The sequence below is a fragment of the Variovorax paradoxus genome (assembly GCF_902712855.1).
Lineage (GTDB): Bacteria > Pseudomonadota > Gammaproteobacteria > Burkholderiales > Burkholderiaceae_C > Variovorax > Variovorax paradoxus_Q.
Genome location: NZ_LR743507.1, coordinates 1,821,452 through 1,842,778, shown reverse-complemented (window position 1 = coordinate 1,842,778; position 21,327 = coordinate 1,821,452). Strand labels below are relative to the sequence as shown.

Sequence of the window (21,327 nt, the reverse complement as noted above, 5' to 3'; positions counted from 1 at the left end):
TTACTTGATGCTCATCCACTTGAAGTACATGAAGTTGTCGGCCAGTTGAACCAGCTCGACCTTCTTGCTCACGCCCCATGCCAGCGACTGCTGGTGCAGCGGCAGGTGACCGACGTCGTCGGCATGGATCGTGAACGCTTCCTTGATCATCTCGTTGCGCTTGGCCTTGTCGGTTTCCGACTGGATCTTCTTCGTCAGCTCGTCGAGCTTCGGATTGCAGTACGCCCCCAGGTTGAACTGGCCGGTGCCCTTGTCGTCCGGGCACGAGGTGAGCGAGCTCAGCGCGTTGTGGGAGTCATACGTGGTGGGGGTCCAGCCCAGCATGTAGAAGCTGGTGTCGCGGCGCAGCACCTTGGGGAAATAGGTGCCCTTGGTCTCGGCCACGAGGTTGATCTTGACGCCGATCTTCGCGAGGTTGGACGCCACGCTCTGGCAGATCTGGCCGTCGTTGACGTAGCGGTCGTTCGGACAGTTCAGCGACACCTCGAAGCCGTTGGGGTAGCCGGCTTCGGTCAGCAGCTTCTTGGCGGCCTCGACGTCGTAGGGCAGGCGCTTGTCCTGCTCGGCCGTCCAGCCGTTGATGCCCGGGCCCACCAGCAGGCCGGTGGGACGCGAGGCGCCGCGCATCACCGTCTTCTGGATGCCGACGATGTCGATGGCCTGGTAGAAGGCCTGGCGCACGCGCTTGTCCTTGAACGGGTTCTTGCCCTTCACGTTCGAGTACTGCAGTTCGTCGCGCTTCTGGTCCATGCCCAGGAAGATGGTGCGCATCTCGGGACCGGTGATGACGCGGGCGTTGGGCGCGGCATTGATGCGGGCGATGTCCTGCACCGGCACGGGCTCCATCACGTCGACTTCGCCGGAGACCAGCGCGGCCACGCGGGTGGCGGGATTGGCGATGGGCGTGAAGATCACTTCCTGCGCGTTGCCGTCGATCTTGCCCCAGTAGGTGCCGTTGCGCGTGAACACGGTGCGCACGTTCGGCTGGCGCTCGCGCACGCGGAACGGACCGGTGCCGTTGGCCTTGAACGAGGCCGTGTTCTCGATGCCCTTGCGGCGGTCCACCGGCTTGGTGGCCTGGTTTTCCTCGCACCATTTCTTGCTCATGATCATGGTGAGCGAGATCACGTCGGGCAGGATCGGGAACGGGCCGTTGGTCTCGATCTCGACGGCGAGGTCCCCGACCTTGCGCACGGCCTTGATGTCGCTGAGCGTGGCACGCATGTCGGAGCCGTCGCCCTGCGCGCGCGCGAAGCTGAAGACCACGTCGTCGGCGGTGAACGGCGTGCCGTCGTGGAACACCACGCCCTTGCGCAGCTCGAAGCGCCAGACCGTGGGCGAGGTCTGCTTCCAGCTGGTGGCCAGCAGCGGCGCCAGGCTCAGGTCCTTGTTGCGGCCCACGAGGGTTTCATAGACGTTGGCGGTGACGCTCAACTGCAGCGACTCGTTGAGCGAGTGCGGATCGAGCGACAGCGCGTCGCCCTGGTTGGCGATGCGGATGGTCTGCGCGCCGGCGACCATGCTGACGGCGCCCAGGGCGCACAAAACGGCGGCCGCAGCCACGCTCTTCTTGAAACTCATGGGGACACTCCTCGGGTTGAAATCGAACACATCACGTCGCCGCGGTGGCGGCTGCTTTCCCTTGCTGCGCACCGCGGGTAGCGGCGAGCGGCATGCCCTGCTCGATCAGGCCGGCATGCAGCGCGGCGCCGAGCGGCAGGATCTGGTCGTTGAAGTCGTAGCGGCTGTTGTGCAGGTATGCACCGTTGTGCACGTTCTGGCCGATGCGCAGGTAGGCGCCGGCTTTCTTCTGCAGCATGAAGGAGAAGTCTTCCGCGCCCATGCTGGGCTCCATGTTGCGGTCGACGTTCTTCGCACCCACCAGCGCCTGCGCCACGTCGGCCGCGAACATGGCCTCCGGCGCGGTGTTGATGGTGGCGGGATAGATGCGCTCGTACTCGATGCTGGCGGTGGCACCGAAGCCGGAGGCGATGGCCGCGCACAGTTCGCGCAGCCGCTGCTCGACCTGCGCCTGCACCCGCGCGCTGAAGGTGCGCACGGTGCCCACGAGGGTGGCCTCGCCGGGTATCACGCTCATGGCGCCGAGGTCGCCAGCCTGCATCGCGCAGATGCTGAGCACCGCGGCATCGATCGGACGCACGTTGCGCGAGACGATGGTCTGCGCTGCCGTGATGATGTGCGCCGCGACCACCACGGGGTCGATCGTCTGGTAGGCGTGCGCGCCGTGACCGCCCTTGCCCTTGATGTGGATCGTGATGCGGTCGGCCGCGGCCATCATCGCGCCGCGGTTGATGCCCACGGTCCCGGCCGGCATGGCGGGCCAGTTGTGCATGGCGTAGACCGCATCCACCGGGAAGCGGTCGAAGAGGCCGTCCTCGATCATCACGCGCGCTCCGGCGAAGCCTTCCTCGCCGGGCTGGAAGATCAGCACGGCGGTGCCGTCGAAGTCGCGCGTCTCGGCGAGATAGCGCGCCGCGCCGACCAGCATGGCGGTGTGGCCGTCGTGGCCGCAGCCGTGCATCAGGCCATCGCTGGCGGAGCGCCAGCCGAAGTCGTTGTCCTCGCGCATCGGCAGCGCGTCCATGTCGGCCCGCAGACCGATCATGCGGCCGCTGGCCGTGGACCTTCCGCGGATCACGCCCACCACGCCGGTCTTGCCGATGCCTTCATGGATCTCGTCGACACCGCATGCACGCAGCGCCTCGCGCACGCGCCCCGAGGTGTAGACCTCTTCGAAACCGAGTTCGGGGTGCGCGTGCAGGTCGCGGCGGAACGCCTCGATCTCCGGATAGAAATTCGCGATGTGCGCGAACGCGCGACCCGCTGCCTTGAGGCGAGGCGCCTCCAATACCGCTTCAGTCATGTCAATGCCCTCCCGCCTTGCCCACGCGCAGACGCGGATCGACCACGAAATACAGCAGGTCGACCACGAGATTGATCACCACGAAGATCAAGGCAATGAGACAGAGATAGGCGGCCATCACCGGGATGTCGGCGAAGGTCACGGCCTGGATGAACAGCAGGCCCATGCCCGGCCACTGAAATACCGACTCGGTGATGATGGCGAACGCGATCAGTCCGCCGAGCTGCAGGCCGGTGATGGTCATCACGGGCACCAGCGTGTTCTTGAGCGCATGCCCGAAATGAATCGCGCGGTTCGACAGCCCGCGTGCGCGCGCGAATTTGATGTAGTCGGTGCGCAGCACCTCGAGCATCTCTGCACGTACCAGCCGCATGATGAGCGTGAGCTGGAAGATCGCCAGCGTCACCGCCGGGAGCACGATGTGGTGCCAGCCGTCGGCGCGCAAGAGCCCGCTGCTCCACCAGCCGAGCTGAACCGTCTCGCCGCGGCCGAAGCTCGGGAACCAGCCCAGCAGCACCGCAAAGACCAGGATCAGCAGGATGCCGATCAGGAAGGTCGGCAGCGACACGCCGAGCAGCGACACGGTCATGAACACCTGGCTCATGAAGGAGCCTCGGCGCAACGCGGTGTAGACGCCCATTGGAATACCGATGAACAGTGCGAGCGCGGCAGCCACCAGGGCCAGCTCGAGCGTGGCGGGAAAGCGCTCGCCGATCAGCCGCGACACCTTGGCGCCCTGGCGAAGGCTCAGGCCGAACTCTCCCTGCGCGGCATTCACCAGGAAGTGCCAGAACTGCACGAAGAAGGGTTGGTCGAGCCCCAGTGCGGCGCGCAATTCACGGATCTGCTCGGGCTTCGCGTCCTGTCCCAGCAGGAACACGACCGGATCACCGACATATTGAAAGAGAAGGAAGGCAATGAACGCGACCGCGACCATCACGATCACGGCCTGGATCAGGCGACGCAGTACAAAGGCAATCATTCAGCACCAGAAGTGAGCGGTCATGCTAGCAGTGCAAGGTACGTGCCCGCACGGGGGTTCCCCGGGGGTGCACACCGATGGTGCTCTTTGCCAACACTTGTCTGCCGAGCTCACGCCCGAACAAGCTCGCAACGAAAAAAGCCACTCGACTTTCGTCGAGTGGCTTTCGAGCTTTTGATTCGAAGCTGGCTTACGCCAGCGTCAAATTAGAAAGCGTGACGGATACCGAAGTCGTAGCCGGTGGAGTTCTTCGGGGTGAAGGCGCCGCCAACATTGTAGAAGGCCGGGCCGCCAACCGTCAGGCCAGCACCGTTCTTGTTGCTGATGCGAGCAACCGTAGCGTACAGAGCCGTGCGCTTCGACAGGTTGTGCACGTAGCCCAGAGCGATCTTGTTGGCCTTCGGATCTGCCGGGTTCACAGCAAACGGGTTGCTCGGCAGGTTCTGGTCGTACTTGACATGCGACCACGAAGCGCGGATCAGGCCAGCGCCGACAGGCACGGTCACACCCAGCAGGTAGCCGGTCAGATCGATGTCAGGACGGCCGCCCAGGACGGGGGTCACTTCGTAGTCGATCTTGTTCTTCGAACGCGACAGTTCACCGAACAGCTTCACAGGACCGAAGTCGTACGAAGCACCCAGGTTGGCGGTGTTGACCTTGTTGGTCGTGCCAACGTAGTACTCGTCGCCGACCGTGCTGCTGCCGTAGGCAACTGCGACGTCCAGAGGACCGTTGGCGTAGCCGAAACGGCCACCAACGTAACGGCCTTGACGCGAGTTGTTTGCAACGTTAGGCGTGTAGAAACCGTTGTCGTACTTGGTCTTCTCGCTGAAGCCGTACTGCACTTGGCCGTAGAAACCGCCCAGGTTCGGGGGCAGGAAGTAAGCGACCATGTTGCTGGCGCGCGTGTAGTTCGAGGTGCTCACGTTGGTGATGCCAGGAACCGGAGCGGGAGCCGTGCCGTTGAAGCCGGCGAATGCAGCGCTGGCGGTGAACACCAGGTTGGTGCCGACGCCATTGGTGCCGAACGGGTCGAACACGGTGTCGTTCCAGAACGTGGCGGTGTAGTCACGACCCAGACGCAGTTCACCGAAACCACCCGACAGGCTCACGGTCGAACGACGAGCGAACGTCGAAACGCCTTGCTGGCCGTCGTCGTTGGTGATCGGGGCTTCGAGCCAGAAGCTGGCTGCCAGGCCACCACCCAGGTCTTCCGTACCACGGAAGCCCAGACGGCTGGAGTTGTAAGCCGAGTTAGCCAGTTCACGACGGCTGGTCTTCACCGAACCTTGGTTCAGGTACGTGGGGATGCCGAAAGCGTTGGGGAAAACGGTCGCACGTTGGTCGCGCGCGGTATTCGAGTAGCCGCTGATCGACGCGTCGACCACGCCGAACAGCGTGACGGACGACTGAGCCGAGGCAACACCGGCAACAGCCAGGGCAGCCAGAGCAACTAGAGATTTTTTCATTGCAAGTTTCTCCAAGGTTAAACATAGGGCTCCGGTGCGAAGGGCTCACCGTGACTGGCACTTTGTGCTCCCACCGGACCCCGGGCCAACCTCCTTTTGGGAAGTTGTTGCTATTGCACCAGAGCCGCTGCGGCAGGGCAAAACAATTCGCCCGAAATGTTGGCCGGTCTGCAGGTTTCGTTGCACGTCTGCAACAACGGCCTTAGGCGTTGTTTGCACCACGATATGAAATGTGACGCGCATCAACCGGGGCTTTTCGGCTGTACGTTCAAATAGCCGCATGACGTCACTGTTCGACCCCGTCCTGACCGCGGCAGACTCCGCCCTGCGCACCCTGTTCGCACGCCCGCACGCGAGCCGAGCCACGCCGGCTCCCTCAGAGGCGCCCGGCGAAATGAGTGAAGCCGAACGCCGCGAAGCCGGCGCGCTGATGCGGGTCAATCATGTCGGTGAGGTCTGCGCCCAGGCCCTCTACACCGCACAGGCGGCCGTGGCGCGAGATCCGGGCCTGCGCGCGCAGTTCATCGAAGCGGCCAACGAAGAAACCGACCATCTTGCATGGACGCGACAGCGGCTCGACGAACTCGGTGCGCGGCCGTCCATTCTGAATCCGCTCTGGTATGCCGGCGCATTCGGCCTCGGGCTGGTGGCGGGACGACTGGGCGACCCGTGGAGCCTCGGGTTTGTCGCTGAGACCGAACGCCAGGTGGAAGCTCATCTGGACGGCCATCTGAGCCGGTTGCCCGCGGCCGACAGCGCCTCCCGGGCCGTGGTCGAACAGATGAAGTCGGACGAGGCACGCCACGCAGCACATGCCGTCGAGGCCGGTGCCGCAGAGCTTCCGGCACCGGCAAAGGCCTTGATGCGCGCGGCCTCCCGCGTCATGACGACGGTAGCGCACCGCATCTAGGCGGCTTGGGCCATCGCTTCAGGTCTCGATCAGGTCGAAACTGGTCGTGATCTCGGCTGTTTTCGCCAACATGATGCTGGCAGAGCAATAAGTTTCGTGACTCAAGGCGATCGCGCGCTCCACCGCGGACGCCGGAATACCCTTGCCCGCCACGGTGAAGTGCATGTGGATCTTCGTGAAGACCTTCGGGTCCTTCTCGGCGCGTTCGCTCGTCAGCTTGACGCTGCAGCGCTCGACGCGGTGCCGCCCGCGCTTCAGTATGAGCACCACGTCATAGGCAGTGCACCCACCGGTGCCTGCCAGCACGGTTTCCATCGGACGCGCTGCCAGGTTCTGGCCGCCGTTCTCAGGCTTCGACGCGTCGGGGGCGCCGTCCATCATCAGCACATGGCCGCTGCCGGTTTCGGCAACGAAGCCCATGGCCGATCGCGTGCCGGCATCGCCGGTCCAACTCACTGTGCATTCCATGGTTTTCTGGTTTTGTTGAAGAATGTCTGGCAGAAATGCGCATCGACACCCGTTTGTGTGTGGGAAAAGCGTCACTTGCTTGTTGCAACGCAACAAACAGTCGATATACTTTATTTCATTGCGCAAACGTATGCGCACCCAGTTGTCTCCTCCACCCTTCCAATTGGTGGATTTAGCCCCGAGCTGCAAAGCTCGGGGCTTTTTTCTTTCCGCTGAACTCGAATCAGGCTCCGCAAAGCCGGCTCGTATCATCGGCGGCTGGCAATGAACACTCCCTTGGACACAATCGTGCGCGATGCACCTCCCTCTTCGACGTCCGCAGCACTGACGCCGGCCGATTACCTCAGAAAGATCCTAAACGCCCGCGTCTACGATGTCGCCGTCGAGTCCGCGCTTGAAAAGGCGCGCGCGCTCAGCGAACGGCTGGGCAACATAGTGCTGCTCAAGCGCGAAGACCAGCAACCGGTGTTCAGCTTCAAGCTGCGTGGTGCCTATAACAAGATGGCGCATCTGAATGCCGCGCAATTGGCGAGCGGCGTGATTTGCGCATCGGCCGGCAATCACGCGCAAGGTGTTGCATTGGGAGCGCGCAAGCTGGGCACTCGTGCCGTGATCGTGATGCCGGTGACTACGCCGCGATTGAAAATCGACGCTGTGCGCGGCTTCGGCGGAGAAATCGTGCTGCACGGCGAAAGCTATTCCGATGCCTATCTGCACGCTCTCGAATTGCAGAAACTGCAGAACCTGACTTTCGTGCACCCGTTCGACGACCCCGACGTCATCGCGGGCCAGGGCACCATCGCAATGGAGATCCTGCGCCAGCACCAGGGGCCGCTCGACGCCGTGTTCGTCGCGATCGGCGGTGGCGGCCTGATCTCCGGCGTGGCCAACTACATCAAGGCCGTGCGTCCCGAGATCCGGATCATCGGCGTGCAGATGAACGACTCCGACGCGATGATGCAATCGGTCGCAGCCCACCAGCGCGTGAGCCTCCCCGACGTCGGCCTGTTCTCGGACGGCACCGCCGTCAAGCTGGTCGGCGAGGAAACCTTCCGCATCGCCAGCGACCTCGTGGACGACTACATCGCCGTCGATACCGACGCCGTGTGCGCGGCCATCAAGGACATCTTCGTGGACACGCGCAGCATCGTCGAGCCTGCCGGCGCGCTGGCGGTGGCTGCCATCAAGGAATACGTGGCCCAGCACGGCCGTCAAGGCGAGACCTACGCGGCCATCCTGTGCGGTGCCAACATGAACTTCGACCGGCTGCGCTTCGTGGCCGAACGCGCGGAAGTCGGCGAGGAACGCGAGGCGCTGTTCGCGGTGACCATCCCCGAGGAGCGCGGCAGCTTCCGGCGCTTCTGCGAACTGGTCAGCGAAATGCCGGCACGCGACGCCGGAGCGCCGGGCGCCCCCGGCGGTGCACTGCGCAACGTGACCGAGTTCAACTACCGCATCAGCGATGCGGCCAAGGCCCACGTGTTCGTCGGCCTCACGACGTCGGAGCGCGGCGAGTCCGCCGCCATCGCGCAAACCTTCAACGACCACGGCTTCGATGCGCTCGACCTCACGCACGACGAGCTGGCCAAGGAACATCTTCGCCACCTCGTGGGCGGCCGCACCGGCCTGGCGCACGACGAGCGCCTGCTGCGCTTCGTGTTCCCCGAACGGCCCGGCGCACTGTTGAAGTTCCTCAGCCTGATGCGCCCGAACTGGAACATCAGCCTGTTCCACTACCGCAACCAGGGCGCCGACTACGGCCGCATCCTGGTCGGTTTGCAGGTGCCTTCGGGCGAATCGAAGGAATTCGACGCCTTCCTCGAGACGCTGGGCTACCCTTATGTCGAGGAAACGGCCAACCCGGCGTACCGGCTCTTCCTGCAGGCCTGAAAACGCGCAACGGCTGAAAGAGAAAAAGACAACGCCCGCGTTCGCGGGCGTTTTTCATGGTCGTCGCGCCGTTACTGCGCGGGCTGCTGCGGCGGCGGTTGCTGCTGAGACGGCGGAGGCGTCATCACGGCCGGCATGGTTGCGGGCGGCGGTGCGGACATGGTCATCGGCACGGGCGGCGGCGACGCCACCGTCGGAAGCCCGGCGGTCGCGCCCGGCGCGCTCGACACGCTGATCGGCGCGCGCACCGGCAACTGCAGCGTGAACGCGGCGGGACCGTCAATCTGCGCACCCAGCGTGGCCGAGCGCAGCCCCACCGACTGCAGCACGTAGTTGTCGCCGACCTTGGCACCGACGCGGAATGGCCGCGGCGCCTTGCCGTCGATGGAGATCAGCGCAGCGCCCTGCTTCGAAGGGTCCGCCACCACGCCCGACAGCGCGAAGCGGCTGGCGGCCTCGGGCGCTGCAGGCGCCGCGCCGGACGCAGGCAGCACGCCCAGCAGCCGCGCCACCGCATCCGTGTCGGCCGACACCGACGGCCGCGGCATCGTCGCGGCGGCTGCCACCGCGTCCGCGGGCGACGCAAGACGCAGTCCCCAGAACACCGCGGCGCCGGCTGCCAGCGCCCAAAGCCCCGTGGTTGCAAGTGGGGCATGCCAGCGGGCGGCGGAGTAAGGACTTGTCATGGGCGCGGATTATCATGCAGCGCGCTTTCCGAATCATGTCCGTCGAACCTATGAACAAATTCCTCCGTGCCGCCAACCGCACCGTCCAACGCGGCTTCACGCTGATCGAACTGATGGTGGTGCTCGTCATCATCGGCGTGCTGGCGGCGCTGATCGTGCCGAACGTGATCGAGCGCGCCGACGACGCCCGCGTGACGGCCGCGCGCACCGACATCAACAACCTCATGCAGGCGCTCAAGCTCTACCGCCTGGACAACCAGCGCTACCCCACGGCCGAACAGGGCCTGCAGGCGCTGCTCACGCGCCCGACCTCCGGTCCGGCCGCACCCAACTGGAAGCCTTACGTCGAGAAGCTGCCCAACGACCCCTGGGGTCATCCGTACCAGTACATGAACCCTGGCATCAAGGGCGAGATCGACGTGCTCTCGTTCGGCGCCGACGGCCAAAGCGGCGGCGAGGGCAAGAATGCCGACATCGGCAGTTGGCAATAGCGGCACGGGCGCAGCGCGCCACCACCTGCAAGCTCCGCGCAGACCGGCCCGCGGCTTCACGCTGCTGGAGTTGATCGTCGTGATCGCCATCATCGCGATCGCCACCGCCGCCGTGAGCTTCGCCATGCGCGACACCGACGCAGCCAAGCTCGACCGCGAGGCCGACCGGCTCGCCGCACTGCTCGAGTCGGCCCGTGCCCAATCGCGCGCCAGCGGCGTGCCGGTGCGCTGGCGTCCGGTGGAGGGCGGCTTCGCGTTCGATGGCTTGCCGCCCGAGGCATTGCCCAGTGGATGGGCATCCGCCGGCATCAGCGCACAGGCCTCGCTCGCCAGCGGCGTGCAGATGCCTGCGCTGCAACTCGGCCCCGACCCGATCATCGCGGCGCAGCAGGTCATGCTGCATTCCGCCGGCCCGCCCGAGCGCGTGCTGCGCATCGCCACCGACGGGCTGCGGCCCTTCACCGTCTTCCCCGTGCAATGACCCGCGGACGGCGCCCGTTCTCCCCGAGCACCGGCGGCTTCACGCTCATCGAGGTGCTGATCGCGCTCGGCATCGTCGCGCTGGCGCTGGCCGCCGGCTCGCAGGCCACGATGTCGCTCACGCGCAATGCGCAGCGCCAGTCCGACTTGGTGCTGGCCGACCTGTGTGCCGAGAACGAACTCGCCAAGGCGCGCCTGTCGCGGCAGATGCCGGCCGTGGGCGACTCGGGCTCGATCTGCCTGCAGGCCGGCGTCACATACAACGTGACGACCTCGATCGTCGCCACGCTGAACCCGAACTTCCGCCGCGTCGACGTGCAGGTGCGCGACGAGGGCGATGCGCCCATCCTGCGCATCTCCACCGTCGTGGGGCGCTACTGATGCGGCGCGCCACCCCCACTGCCGCCGCGCGCGGCTTCACGCTCATCGAGTTGCTGGTCGCCATCTCGGTGATGGCGCTGCTGTCGCTCGTGAGCTGGCGCGGGCTCGAAAGCATGTCGCGCGCCACCACCCAGAACCAGCAGCGCGCCGACGCCGTCCTCACGCTGCAGGCCACCCTTGCGCAATGGGGGGCCGACCTCGATGCGATCACCTCGCTCGCCCAGACCCGCCCGATCGACTGGGACGGCCGCGTGCTGCGGCTCACGCGGCGCGGCAGCGATGCGTCGGCACCATCGGTGCTGGTGGTGGCCTGGGCGCTCAAGTCGGGCTCCGACGGCGTGCGCTGGCGGCGCTGGCAATCGCTGCCCTTCACCACGCGCAGCGAATGGCAGCAGGCCTGGAACACGGCCGCGTCGTGGGCACAGGACAGCGGCGCCGCTGCCGGCGCGAACGTGCCGGGCGGCGCCAGCGACGTCTCGCTGGTGCCCGTCAACAGCTGGCAGCTCTATTACTTCCGCGAGAACAGCTGGGTGCCGGCCGGCCAGCTGCCCACCGTCGCGGCCAATCCGAACAACCCGTCCGGGCCGGTGGTGGCACTGCCCGACGGCGTGCGCCTCGTGATCACCCTGCCGCCGGGCGACGGCCTCTCGGGCACGCTCACGCGCGACTGGGTGCGCCCGACCGTCGGCGCACCGAGGTCGTCATGACGAAGCTGCGCCGCGCAAGCCGCACCACGAACGGACCGGGGGGGCGCCAGTCCGGAGCGGCCCTGCTCGCCGCGATGCTCACGGTGATGCTGGTGGCCACTTTCTCCGCCGCCGCGCTCTGGCAGCAATGGCGCGCCACCGAGGTCGAGGCGGCCGAGCGCGGGCGTGTGCAGGCCGCCTGGGTGCTGGTCGGGGCGCTCGACTGGTCGCGCCTCATCCTTGGCGAAGACGGCCGCACCGGCGGGCCCGACCACTTGGCCGAGCCCTGGGCCGTGCCGCTCGAGGAAGCTCGCCTCACCAGCTTCCTGTCGGCCGAGAAGAACGTGGCCAGCGACAACCTCGAAGGCCTGCCCGATGCATTCCTTTCGGGACGCATCGTCGACGCGCAGTCCAAGCTCAACGTGCTGTCGCTGGTCGACGCGGGCAAGCCGGTGCCCGCGAGCGTCGCCACCTTCACGCGGCTGTTCAACCTGCTGGGCCTGCCGGTGAGCGAACTCAACCGCATGACCTCCGCCCTCGCGAGCGCGCTGGCAAGCTCCGGCAGCGGCACCGACGGCGATGCCGACGCCAGCGCCGCGCCGCTCATGCCGCAGGAGGTCTCCCAGCTGGTGTGGCTCGGCCTGTCGCCCGCGACCGCCGCGGCGCTCGAGCCCTACGCGACGATCCTGCCGGTGCGCACCACGCTCAACCTGAACACCGCGAGCGCGGAAGCCATCAGCGCCAGCATGGAATCGCTCAACATCGCCAGCGCGCGCCAGCTGGTGGAACGGCGGCGCACGGCCTTCTTCAAGGACATCGCCGCGGCCAACGCCGCGCTGCCCAGCGGCAGCGCCCCCTTCAACGCGGCGCAACACGGCGTGGGCACGCAATTCTTCGAGGTCTATGGCCGGCTGCGGCTGGACCGCACCTACGTCGAGGAGCACTCGCTGCTACAGCGCAACGGTGTCACGGTGACGACGATCTGGCGCAGCCGCGGCGCCGGCGCAACAAACACTACGGTCAAACCCTGATTCGTGCCATTTTTCACGAGCAAAAGGCCTTCCAGCCCGCGTCACAACTGCGCAATACGCTATCGAAATCGGAGCATCCTGCTGTCGGACACGCACCTACAATCCACCGGCTTTTACAAATCGACATGATCCCCCTGCTGCTCATTGCCCCTCTTCCCCCGGCCGACGCTGCGGGCGAGTTCGACTGGGCCCAGGCAGGCGACGACGGCATTGCGTTGCGCAACCAAGGCCGCGCGCTGCTGACGCTCCTGCCCTCGAGCCCCGAGGTCATGCTGGGCATCCCTTCCAGCGCGCTGTCGTGGCACCGCGTCACGCTGCCCAAGGGCAGCACCGGCAGCGCGTCCAGGCTGCGCGCTGTGCTCGACGGGCTGCTCGAGGAGCACCTGCTCGACGAACCCGAGGCGCTGCACTTCGCACTCGAACCCGGCGCCAAGGTCGGCGAGCCGGTGTGGGTGGCCGCATGCAACCGCATCTGGCTGCGCAGCGTGGTGCAGGGCCTCGAGTCGGCCGGCCGGCGCGTGGTCCGCATCGTTCCCGAATTCGCGCCGCAGCCAGCCGGCGGCCCGCCGTTGCTGCTGGTCACTGGCGAGCCCGAGTCGCCGCGGCTCACCGTGTGCGACGCGGACGGCGTGGTGTCGCTGCCGCTGGCCGGCGCCGGGCTGGCGCTATCGGACGGCCTGCCGCTGGACACCGCGGTCATCACCACCGAGCCGGCCGTGGCCGAAGCCGCGGAACACCTGCTCGAGCGCCGCGTTCCCATCGTGCAGGCGCCGCAGCGCTGGCTGCAGGCCGCGCGCTCGCCCTGGGAGCTGGCGCAGTTCGACCTGGCCGCCACCGGCCGCGCGCGCGCCGGCAAGAAATTCGCGTCGGTGCTGCAGACGCTGCGCTACGCCCCCGAATGGCGCGCCGCGCGCTGGGGCGTGGTGGCATTGCTGCTCACCCAGCTCATCGGCCTGAACGCCTGGGCCTGGAAGGAGCGCAACGCGCTCGAGGCCAAGCGCCAGGCGGCCAAGGCCATGCTCACCCAGACCTTCCCCGCCGTGAAGATCGTGATCGACGCGCCGGTGCAGATGCAGCGCGAAGTCGCTGCGCTGCAGCAGGCCGTGGGCGACGTGGCCGGCAGCGACTTCGAACCCATGGTCGGCGCGCTCGCCGCCAACCTCCCGCCCGGCAAGGTGCCGAGCGCCGTCGACTACAGCGCCGGCCAGTTGCGCCTGCGCGGCCTGGGGCTGCAGCCCTCGGAGGTGTCGCAGATCACCAATGCCATGGCGCCGCGCGGCTACAACGTGCGCACCGAAGGCGACCTGCTGCTCGTGCAGGCTCAGGCCGAGGCCGTCCGATGAACTTCAGCGAACAACTCAAGGCCCGCTGGGCCGCCCTCGAAGCGCGCGAGCGCCGCCTGGTCGCCGCAGCCGTCGCACTGGTGGCACTGGCCTTGCTCTGGTGGATCGCGCTCGCACCCGCGCTGCGTACGCTGGCCGCGGCCCCGGCCGAACACGCGAAGCTCGACTCCCAGCTGCAGCAGATGGCCACCTTGCAGAACCGCGCCAAGGCGCTGCAGTCGCAGCCCCGGCTCAACCGCGACGACGCGCTGCGCGCGCTCGAGACTTCCGTGCGCGACAGCCTCGGCACCGCCAACGCGCAGCTCATGACCTCGGGCGGCGACGGTGCCGCCACCGTCTCGCTGCGCGCAGCCCCCGCGGCCACCGTCGCGCAGTGGCTCGGCCAGGCCCGCGGCAACGCCCATGCGGTGCCGCGCGAAGTGCACCTGACCCGCGCGCCCACCGCCAGCACACCTGCGCCGTCCCCCGCCACGGCAGGCACCAGGGACGCGCCGAAGACACCGGCAACACGCTGGGACGGCACCGTCGTCATGGCGCTGCCCGCGGCGCGATGACCACGACGGACGCCATGAGCAAGAACGCCGCATGGTGACCCGCGCGCCCGTTCTCGAACCCCGGCCGCGCCGCGGCTGGCGCTGGGCGCTGCTCGGCGTGCTCGCCGGCGCAGTGCTGGCGGTGGTGCTGTTCGCGCCGGCGCGCTGGCTGTCGGCAGCGCTGTCGGGCTGGACCCAGGGCCGCCTCGTGCTGGCCAATGCACGCGGCACGGTCTGGAACGGCACCGCCTCGGTGGTGTTCGCCAGCGGCGCCGGCGGCACGCAGGCGGTGTCGCTGCCCGGCGTGCTGCACTGGCGCATGCGTCCGGGCTGGGGCAACGTCTTCGCGAGCCTCGACCTCCCCTGCTGCGCCGCTCAGCCGCTCGAACTCACGGCCAGCCCGCGCTCGGGAGGCCTGCTGCTCACCTGGCAGGACAGCCGCTCGCGCTGGCCCGCCACCATGCTCACCGGCCTGGGCGCTCCCTGGAACACGCTCAAGCTCGACGGCGCGCTCGACCTCAGCACCAAGGCCTTCGCGATGCAGTGGGACGGCCCGGCGCTGCGCATCGCCGGACAGGCCACGCTCGACGCCACCGACGTCTCTTCCAGCCTGTCGACCCTGCGACCGATGGGCAGCTACCGGCTCACGCTCGAGGGCGGCAATCGTCCCACGCTGCTGCTGAGCACACGCGAGGGCAGCCTCGAACTCAACGGCAGCGGCAGCTGGAACGGCACCTCCTTCCGCTTCAACGGCGAAGCCAGTGCCGCGCCCGGCCGCGAAGACGCACTTTCCAATTTGTTGAACATCATCGGACGGCGCGACAACGCGCGTTCGATCATCACCCTGGGTTGATCCTCATCATGAAGCCACTGTTCTCGACCGGCACCGTCGCACTCGCCGTGCGTGTGCTGATCGCCGCCACCTTCCTGCAGGGCGCGCCCGCCGCGTTCGCGCAGACCGGCGACGCGCCGCGCCGCGGCGAGCCGATCACGCTGAACTTCGCCAACGCCGACATCGAGGCCGTGGCGCGCACCATGGCGGTCGTCACCGGGCGCGACGTGGTGGTCGACCCGCGCGTGAAGGGCACGATGAACCTGGTCACCGACCGCGCGATCCAGCCGGCGGCCGCGTTCAACCAGTTCGCCTCGGCGCTGCGGCTGCAGGGCTTCGCGGTGGTGGAGGCCGACGGCCTGTACAAGGTGGTTCCCGAGGCCGACGCCAAGCTGCAGAGCAGCACCGTCAACACGTCCATCGGCGCCGCCTCGTCGAGCGGCAGCAACCAGATCGTCACGCAGATCTTCCGGCTGAACTACGAGTCGCCTAACAGCCTGCTGCCGGTGCTGCGCCCGCTGATCCCGCCGAACAACACCATCAACGTGAACCCGGGCAACAACTCGCTCGTGATCACCGACTACGCCGACAACATGCGCCGGCTGGCGCGCATCATCGCCTCGCTCGACGTGCCGAACGCGTCCGACATCGAGGTGATCCCGCTCAAGCACTCGATCGCCACCGACATGGTGCCGCTGGTGCAGCGCCTCGTGGACGGCGGCAGCTCCGGCGCACCGGGCGCGCCGGCGGCCGCGGGCGCAGCCGATGCCTCGTTCCGCACCACGCTGCTGGCCGACCCGCGCAGCAACTCGCTGATTCTTCGCGCCGCCAATCCGGCACGCGTGAGCCTGGTGCGCTCGCTGGTCGACAAGCTCGACCGACCCGCCGCCGAGAGCACCAACGGCGCGGCCGGCAACATCTACGTGGTCTACCTGAAGAACGCCGACGCGGTGCGCCTGGCAGCCACGCTGCGTGCGGCGATGGCGGCCAACCAGATCAACACCACGCCGGGTGCAGCGGGTGCGGCCGGCGGCGCGGCACAGCCGCAGGCGCAGAACGCCTTTGCCCAGCAGGCGCAGCAGACCGCCTTCGGCGGCAGCCAGAGCGGCAGTTCGCCGCAGGCCTCCGCCCCGCTGAACAACGCCAACCAGCCCTCCACCGGCGGCCAGATCCAGGCCGACCCGAGCACCAACTCGCTGATCATCACCGCGCCCGAACCTCAATACCGCCAGATGCGCGCCGTGATCGACCGGCTCGACGGCCGCCGCGCGCAGGTCATGATCGAGGCGCTGATCGTCGAGGTGAACGCCACAAAGGCGGCCAACTTCGGCGTGCAGTGGCAGAGCGCGCTGGGCAACAACGCGGTCATCGGCACCAACTCGTCGCTGAGCGGCGCGAACATCCTGGCGCTGACGCAGGCCATCGCGACCCGCAACGCGGCCGGCATCGTGCCGAGCTCGGGCCTGAACCTGGGCATCGCCGGCAAGGTCGGCGGCCAGTACATCCTGGGCGCCATCGCCAACTTCTTCAGCAGCGACAACGACGCCAACGTGCTCTCCACGCCCAACCTGCTGACGCTGGACAACGAAGAGGCCAAGATCGTGATCGGCCAGAACGTGCCGTTCCCCACGGGCTCGTACGCCAGCACCTCGGGCTCGGTGGGCATCAACCCGTTCACCACCGTGGAGCGCAAGGACGTGGGCCTGACGCTGCGCGTGCGCCCGACCATCAACGAGAACGGCACCGTGAAGATGCAGATCTTCCAGGAGATCTCCAACGTCGCGCCCGGCACCACCACCGACCCCAACGGCCCCACCACCAACAAGCGCTCGCTCGAGTCGAGCGTGCTGGTCGAGGACGGCGGCCTGGTCATGCTGGGCGGCCTGCTGTCGGACACCTACGGCAACGCCGTCGAGAAGGTGCCGCTGGCCGGCGACATCCCGGTGGTGGGCAACCTGTTCAAGAACGAGACCCGCAAGCGCGAGAAGAACAACCTGATGATGTTCCTGCGCCCGGTGGTGATGCGCGACGCCAACTCGACCGAGGCCTTCGCCTACGACCGCTACGACCAGATCCGCGGCCTGCAGCAGGCAGCGCAACCCGCCACCGACAACGTGATGCTGCGCAACGTGAACGCGGCGCCGGTGCTGCCCGCCACGCCGCCGCTGGGTGCGCCCAGCAACCGCACCGGCGGCCTGCGCGAGGAAGGCACCCAGCTGATCCCGCCGCCCGCGCTCCCCGCCGACAACCGCAAGCTGGCCCCGAGCTCGCTGCGCGGCGCGCTGCCGCCCACGGCCGACCCTGTGAGCGCACGCGAACTGCCCTGATACTGCACCGATGTCCATGCGCTATCCCCTGCCCTACGCTTTCGCACGCAGCCAGCAACTGCTGCTCGAGGAGTCCGACGACGGCCGCTACACGCTGTGGATGTCGTCGAGCCCCGTGCGCAGTGCCGTCGGCGAAGTGGCGCGCAAGTACGGCGTGCAGGCCTTCGAGGTGCTCGCCGACGGCGCGCTGGCGCAGCGCATCAGCGCGGCCTACGCGCAGGGCGAATCGAGCGCCGCCGCGGTGGTGAGCGAGGTGCAGAGCGACGCCGACCTCTCGCGCATGATGCAGGAGCTGCCGGCGGTCGAGGACCTGCTGGAAAGCGCCGGCGACGCGCCCATCATCCGCATGCTCAACGCGCTGCTCACGCAGGCCGCGCGCGACGGCGCCAGCGACATCCACATCGAGCCCTACGAGCGCACGTCGTCGGTGCGCTTTCGCATCGACGGCACGCTGCGCGAGGTGGTGCAGCCCAACCGTGCGCTGCATGCCGCGCTGATCTCGCGCCTGAAGATCATGGCCGACCTCGACATCTCCGAAAAACGGCTGCCGCAGGACGGGCGCATCAGCCTGCGCATCGGCACGCGCGCGGTCGACGTGCGGGTATCGACGCTGCCGAGCGCGCACGGCGAGCGCGCGGTGCTGCGCCTGCTGGACAAAAGCGAATCCAAGCTCACGCTCGAATCGGTCGGCATGCAGGGCGACACGCTGGAGCGCTTCGAGAAGCTCATCGCGCAGCCGCACGGCATCATCCTCGTGACCGGGCCTACCGGCTCGGGCAAGACCACGACGCTGTACGCCGCGCTGGCGCGGCTCGACGCCAGCCGCAGCAACATCATGACGGTGGAAGACCCGATCGAGTACGAACTGCCGGGCGTGGGCCAGACGCAGATCAACGCCAAGATCGAGCTCACCTTCGCCAAGGCCCTGCGCGCCATCCTGCGGCAGGACCCGGACGTGATCATGATCGGCGAAATCCGCGACTTCGAGACCGCGCAGATCGCCATCCAGGCCTCGCTCACGGGCCACCTGGTGCTGGCCACGCTGCACACCAACGACTCGGTGAGCGCGGTCACGCGCCTCACCGACATGGGCGTGGAGCCCTTCCTGCTGAGCTCGTCGCTGCTGGGTGTGCTCGCGCAGCGCCTCGTGCGCAAGGTGTGCACCGTGTGCGCCGGCGCCGGCTGCGACGTGTGCGGCCAGACCGGCTACCAGGGCCGCACCGGCATCTTCGAGCTGCTGGTGGCCGACGAAGCCGTGCAGGCGCTCATCCACGGAAAGGCCGCCGAGAGCCAGCTCTTCGAGGCCGGCGAGCGCGGCGGCCTGCGTTCCATGCGCGAAGACGGCGAGCGGCTGGTGCAGTCCGGCATCACCTCGCGCGCCGAACTGCTGCGCGTGACCCGCGACTAGCGCCAGTTACCCGCGATGCCCGCCTATTCCTTCGAAGCCATCGACGCCAGCGGACAGTCGCGCGAAGGCGTGCTCGAGGCCGACACCGCGCGCAGCGCGCGCAGCCTGCTGCGCGCGCAGTCGCTCATTCCGCTGTCGGTCAAGCCGGTCGGCAGCGACCACGTCAACGGCACCGGCCAGCGCAGCAGCCTGAGCCGCTGGCTGGGCGGCGGCAAGCGCGTGTTCAACTCCACCGGACTCGCGGTGTGGACGCGCCAACTCGCCGGCCTCGTGTCGTCCGGCCTGCCGCTCGAACGCGCGCTCACTGCGCTCACGGACGAAGCCGAATCGGAACCGCAGCGCAACCTCGTGGCCTCGCTGCGTGCCGAGGTCAACGCGGGCTCGCCGTTCGCGCGCGCGCTGTCGGCACATTCGCGCGAGTTCTCCCCCATCTACACCGCTGTGATCGGCGCCGGCGAGCAGAGCGGCAACCTCGGCCTGGTGCTCGACCGCTTGGCCGACGACCTCGAGGAACGCCAGGCGCTGCAGCAGAAGCTGGTCGGCGCCGCGCTGTACCCCGCCATCGTCACGCTCGTGGCGATCGTGATCGTGATCTTCCTCGTGAGCTACGTGGTGCCGCAGGTGGCGCAGGTGTTCGCGGGCACCAAGCGTTCGCTGCCCTTCCTCACCACGGTGATGCTCTCGCTGAGCGCGGGCGTGCGCAACTACGGCTGGTGGATGCTCGGCGCGGTGGTGCTTGCGGCCGCCGGGGCCCGGCTGGCGCTTGCGCAGGAAGCCCTTCGCCTGAAGTTCGACGCGGCCTGGCTCCGGCTGCCGCTGGTCGGCAAGCTCGCGCGCGGCTACAACGCGGCGCGCTTCGCGAGCACGCTCGCCATGCTGGCCACCGCCGGCGTGCCGATCCTGCGCGCACTGCAGGCCGCGGCGGAAACACTGAGCAACCGCGCCATGCGCGCCGACGCGCTCGACGCGCTGGTGCTGGTGCGCGAAGGCGCACCGCTGGCCTCGGCGCTGGCGCAGAAGAAGCGCTTTCCGGGGCTGGTGTCGATGTTCGCCCGCCTGGGCGAGCAGACCGGCACGCTGCCGCTGATGCTGCAGCGCGCGGCCAACCAGCTCGGCGCCGAAGTGCAGCGCCGCGCCATGCACCTGGCCACCATCCTCGAGCCGCTGCTGATCGTGGCGATGGGTGGCGTGGTGATGCTGATCGTGCTGGCGGTGATGCTGCCCATCATCCAGCTCAACCAGTTCGTGAAATGACGCAGACCCCCAGGCTTGCCCACTTCGTGTGGCCTCCAACCCCGTTGCAGGGGGCGGTGCGGCCGCTTCGGGCGGCCGTGCGCGGCGCACCTGCCGGAAAAAGACACATCCACAAGGAAGCGCCATGCCGGTGACGCTCGAAGACAAGCTCGTGGTCGCGATCTCCTCGCGCGCACTGTTCAACCTCGAGGAAGAGAACCGGATCTTCGAAGCCGGCGACAACGAGGGCTACATGAAGCTGCAGCTCGACCGGATCGACGTGCCGGCCGCGCCGGGCATCGCCTACTCGCTCATCCGCAAGCTGCTGCGCTTCAACGAAGACGGCGTGCAGCGCGTCGAGGTGGTGATCCTGTCGCGTAACGACCCGGTGTCGGGCATGCGCATCTTCCGTTCGAGCGCGGCGGCCGACATCAAGCTGCAGCGCGGCGTGTTCACGCAGGGCCGCCCGCCCTTCGGCTACCTGCGACCGCTGCGCGCGCACCTGTTCCTGTCGGTCAATGCGCAGGACGTGCGCGAGGCGCTCGTCGCGGGCTTTCCGGCCGCGCGCGTGCTGGTCGAGTCGGTGAAGGCCAGCGACGCATGGCCCAACGAAGTGCGCATCGCCTTCGACGGCGACGCGGTGCTGTTCAGCGACGAGGCCGAGCGCGTGTTCCAGGCCGAGGGCCTCGACGCCTTCCAGGCGCACGAACTCAGCAAGGCCGACCTGCCCCTGCCCGAAGGCCCGTTCAAGCCGCTGCTCGCGGCGCTGCACCGGCTGCAGATGGCCGGCAACGCGCAGATGCGCATCCGCACGGCGCTGGTCACCGCGCGCAGCGCACCGGCGCACGAGCGCGCCATCCGCACGCTGATGAAGTGGAACATCCGCGTCGACGAGGCGATGTTCCTCGGCGGCCTGCCCAAGGGCGAGTTCCTGCGCGAGTTCGAGCCCGACTTCTTCTTCGACGACCAGACGGGCCACGTCGATGCCGCATCGCGGCACGTGCCCGCGGGGCACGTCAGCAGCGGCATCAGCAACGAGCCCTGAGCGTGCGGCGCGACGCCGCGCCCGTGCGTGCTTCCTCTGCGCGTGTCATCGCCGCTTCATCGCGACGTCACGCCTTCTCCCTAGTCTTGCGGCCTGTCCGGTGCACGGCACCTCCGGGGTGCTTCCTGTCATCCAGTCCGATCGACTGATCGCGACCTGAACGACGCCGCGCCGGCCAGCCGCGGCGCGCACGAAATTTCCGTGCGGGCCTGGAAAGCGAAGACCCGGCCGCCTGCCCGACCGCGGGG

20 protein-coding genes are annotated in these 21,327 nt (G+C 68.0%); 14 read left to right on the top strand and 6 right to left on the bottom strand.

Annotated features, from left to right (window positions below; all coding sequences use genetic code 11):
- From AACL56_RS08190 to AACL56_RS08175, 4 genes are all read right to left on the bottom strand, one after another.
- A complete protein-coding gene (locus AACL56_RS08190) occupies positions 1-1,581 on the bottom strand; it encodes an ABC transporter substrate-binding protein (RefSeq protein ID WP_339089330.1) in 1,581 nt (526 codons plus the stop codon).
- A 31-nt stretch (positions 1,582-1,612) separates the two neighbouring features.
- Positions 1,613-2,884, bottom strand: coding sequence for a M20 aminoacylase family protein (locus AACL56_RS08185; RefSeq protein ID WP_339089329.1), 1,272 nt, complete (start codon positions 2,882-2,884; stop codon positions 1,613-1,615).
- A gap of 1 nt (position 2,885) precedes the next feature.
- A complete protein-coding gene (locus AACL56_RS08180) occupies positions 2,886-3,866 on the bottom strand; it encodes an ABC transporter permease (protein WP_339089328.1) in 981 nt (326 codons plus the stop codon).
- Positions 3,867-4,072: 206 nt separating this feature from the next.
- Positions 4,073-5,335: a porin gene (locus tag AACL56_RS08175; RefSeq protein ID WP_339089327.1), complete on the bottom strand. Its 1,263-nt coding sequence runs from the start codon at positions 5,333-5,335 to the stop codon at positions 4,073-4,075.
- 280 nt (positions 5,336-5,615) lie between these two features.
- Between AACL56_RS08175 and coq7 the strand changes: the two genes are divergently transcribed.
- A complete protein-coding gene (coq7, locus tag AACL56_RS08170; RefSeq protein ID WP_339089326.1) occupies positions 5,616-6,245 on the top strand; it encodes a 2-polyprenyl-3-methyl-6-methoxy-1,4-benzoquinone monooxygenase in 630 nt (209 codons plus the stop codon).
- 18 nt (positions 6,246-6,263) lie between these two features.
- Here coq7 and AACL56_RS08165 read toward each other — a convergent pair whose 3' ends face one another.
- Positions 6,264-6,713 (bottom strand): OsmC family protein, encoded by a 450-nt coding sequence (locus AACL56_RS08165; RefSeq protein WP_339092827.1) that lies wholly within the window; start codon positions 6,711-6,713, stop codon positions 6,264-6,266.
- Between the two features lie 264 nt (positions 6,714-6,977).
- On the opposite strand from AACL56_RS08165, the gene ilvA reads away from it, so the two are divergent.
- Entirely contained in the window at positions 6,978-8,603 is a 1,626-nt protein-coding gene (ilvA, locus tag AACL56_RS08160; protein WP_339089325.1) for a threonine ammonia-lyase, biosynthetic, read from the top strand.
- Between the two features lie 71 nt (positions 8,604-8,674).
- Here ilvA and AACL56_RS08155 read toward each other — a convergent pair whose 3' ends face one another.
- Positions 8,675-9,289: a hypothetical protein gene (locus tag AACL56_RS08155; protein ID WP_339089324.1), complete on the bottom strand. Its 615-nt coding sequence runs from the start codon at positions 9,287-9,289 to the stop codon at positions 8,675-8,677.
- A gap of 50 nt (positions 9,290-9,339) precedes the next feature.
- On the opposite strand from AACL56_RS08155, the gene gspG reads away from it, so the two are divergent.
- The 12 genes from gspG (at position 9,340) to AACL56_RS08095 (ending at position 21,079) form a co-directional block, all read left to right on the top strand.
- A complete protein-coding gene (gspG, locus tag AACL56_RS08150) occupies positions 9,340-9,780 on the top strand; it encodes a type II secretion system major pseudopilin GspG (RefSeq protein WP_339089323.1) in 441 nt (146 codons plus the stop codon).
- Positions 9,755-10,261: a prepilin-type N-terminal cleavage/methylation domain-containing protein gene (locus AACL56_RS08145; protein ID WP_339089322.1), complete on the top strand. Its 507-nt coding sequence runs from the start codon at positions 9,755-9,757 to the stop codon at positions 10,259-10,261. The genes gspG and AACL56_RS08145 overlap by 26 nt, the downstream gene beginning before the upstream one ends.
- Positions 10,258-10,641 carry a type II secretion system minor pseudopilin GspI gene (gene gspI, locus AACL56_RS08140; protein ID WP_339089321.1) on the top strand — a complete coding sequence of 128 codons (384 nt, stop codon included), beginning with the start codon at positions 10,258-10,260 and terminating at the stop codon, positions 10,639-10,641. The genes AACL56_RS08145 and gspI overlap by 4 nt, the downstream gene beginning before the upstream one ends.
- Positions 10,641-11,348: a PulJ/GspJ family protein gene (locus tag AACL56_RS08135; RefSeq protein WP_339089320.1), complete on the top strand. Its 708-nt coding sequence runs from the start codon at positions 10,641-10,643 to the stop codon at positions 11,346-11,348. The genes gspI and AACL56_RS08135 overlap by 1 nt, the downstream gene beginning before the upstream one ends.
- Positions 11,345-12,358, top strand: coding sequence for a type II secretion system minor pseudopilin GspK (gene gspK, locus AACL56_RS08130; RefSeq protein WP_339089319.1), 1,014 nt, complete (start codon positions 11,345-11,347; stop codon positions 12,356-12,358). Before AACL56_RS08135 ends, gspK begins: the two co-directional genes overlap by 4 nt.
- A 125-nt stretch (positions 12,359-12,483) precedes the next feature.
- Positions 12,484-13,701 carry a type II secretion system protein GspL gene (gene gspL / locus AACL56_RS08125; protein ID WP_339089318.1) on the top strand — a complete coding sequence of 406 codons (1,218 nt, stop codon included), beginning with the start codon at positions 12,484-12,486 and terminating at the stop codon, positions 13,699-13,701.
- Complete coding sequence (gene gspM, locus AACL56_RS08120) at positions 13,698-14,255, top strand: type II secretion system protein GspM (RefSeq protein WP_339089317.1); 558 nt, start codon at positions 13,698-13,700, stop codon at positions 14,253-14,255. Before gspL ends, gspM begins: the two co-directional genes overlap by 4 nt.
- Positions 14,256-14,286: 31 nt before the next feature.
- Complete coding sequence (gspN, locus tag AACL56_RS08115) at positions 14,287-15,087, top strand: type II secretion system protein N (protein WP_339089316.1); 801 nt, start codon at positions 14,287-14,289, stop codon at positions 15,085-15,087.
- An 8-nt stretch (positions 15,088-15,095) separates the two neighbouring features.
- The gene (gene gspD / locus AACL56_RS08110; RefSeq protein WP_339089315.1) at positions 15,096-17,393 is read left to right on the top strand and encodes a type II secretion system secretin GspD; all 2,298 of its coding nucleotides are present in this window, start codon (positions 15,096-15,098) and stop codon (positions 17,391-17,393) included.
- 16 nt (positions 17,394-17,409) lie between these two features.
- Positions 17,410-18,801, top strand: a complete 1,392-nt coding sequence (locus AACL56_RS08105; protein ID WP_339092826.1) for a GspE/PulE family protein — start codon at positions 17,410-17,412, stop codon at positions 18,799-18,801.
- 15 nt (positions 18,802-18,816) lie between these two features.
- Positions 18,817-20,055, top strand: coding sequence for a type II secretion system inner membrane protein GspF (gene gspF, locus AACL56_RS08100; RefSeq protein ID WP_339089314.1), 1,239 nt, complete (start codon positions 18,817-18,819; stop codon positions 20,053-20,055).
- Between the two features lie 124 nt (positions 20,056-20,179).
- Positions 20,180-21,079, top strand: a complete 900-nt coding sequence (locus AACL56_RS08095; protein WP_339089313.1) for a 5'-nucleotidase — start codon at positions 20,180-20,182, stop codon at positions 21,077-21,079.
- Positions 21,080-21,327: the final 248 nt, after the last annotated feature.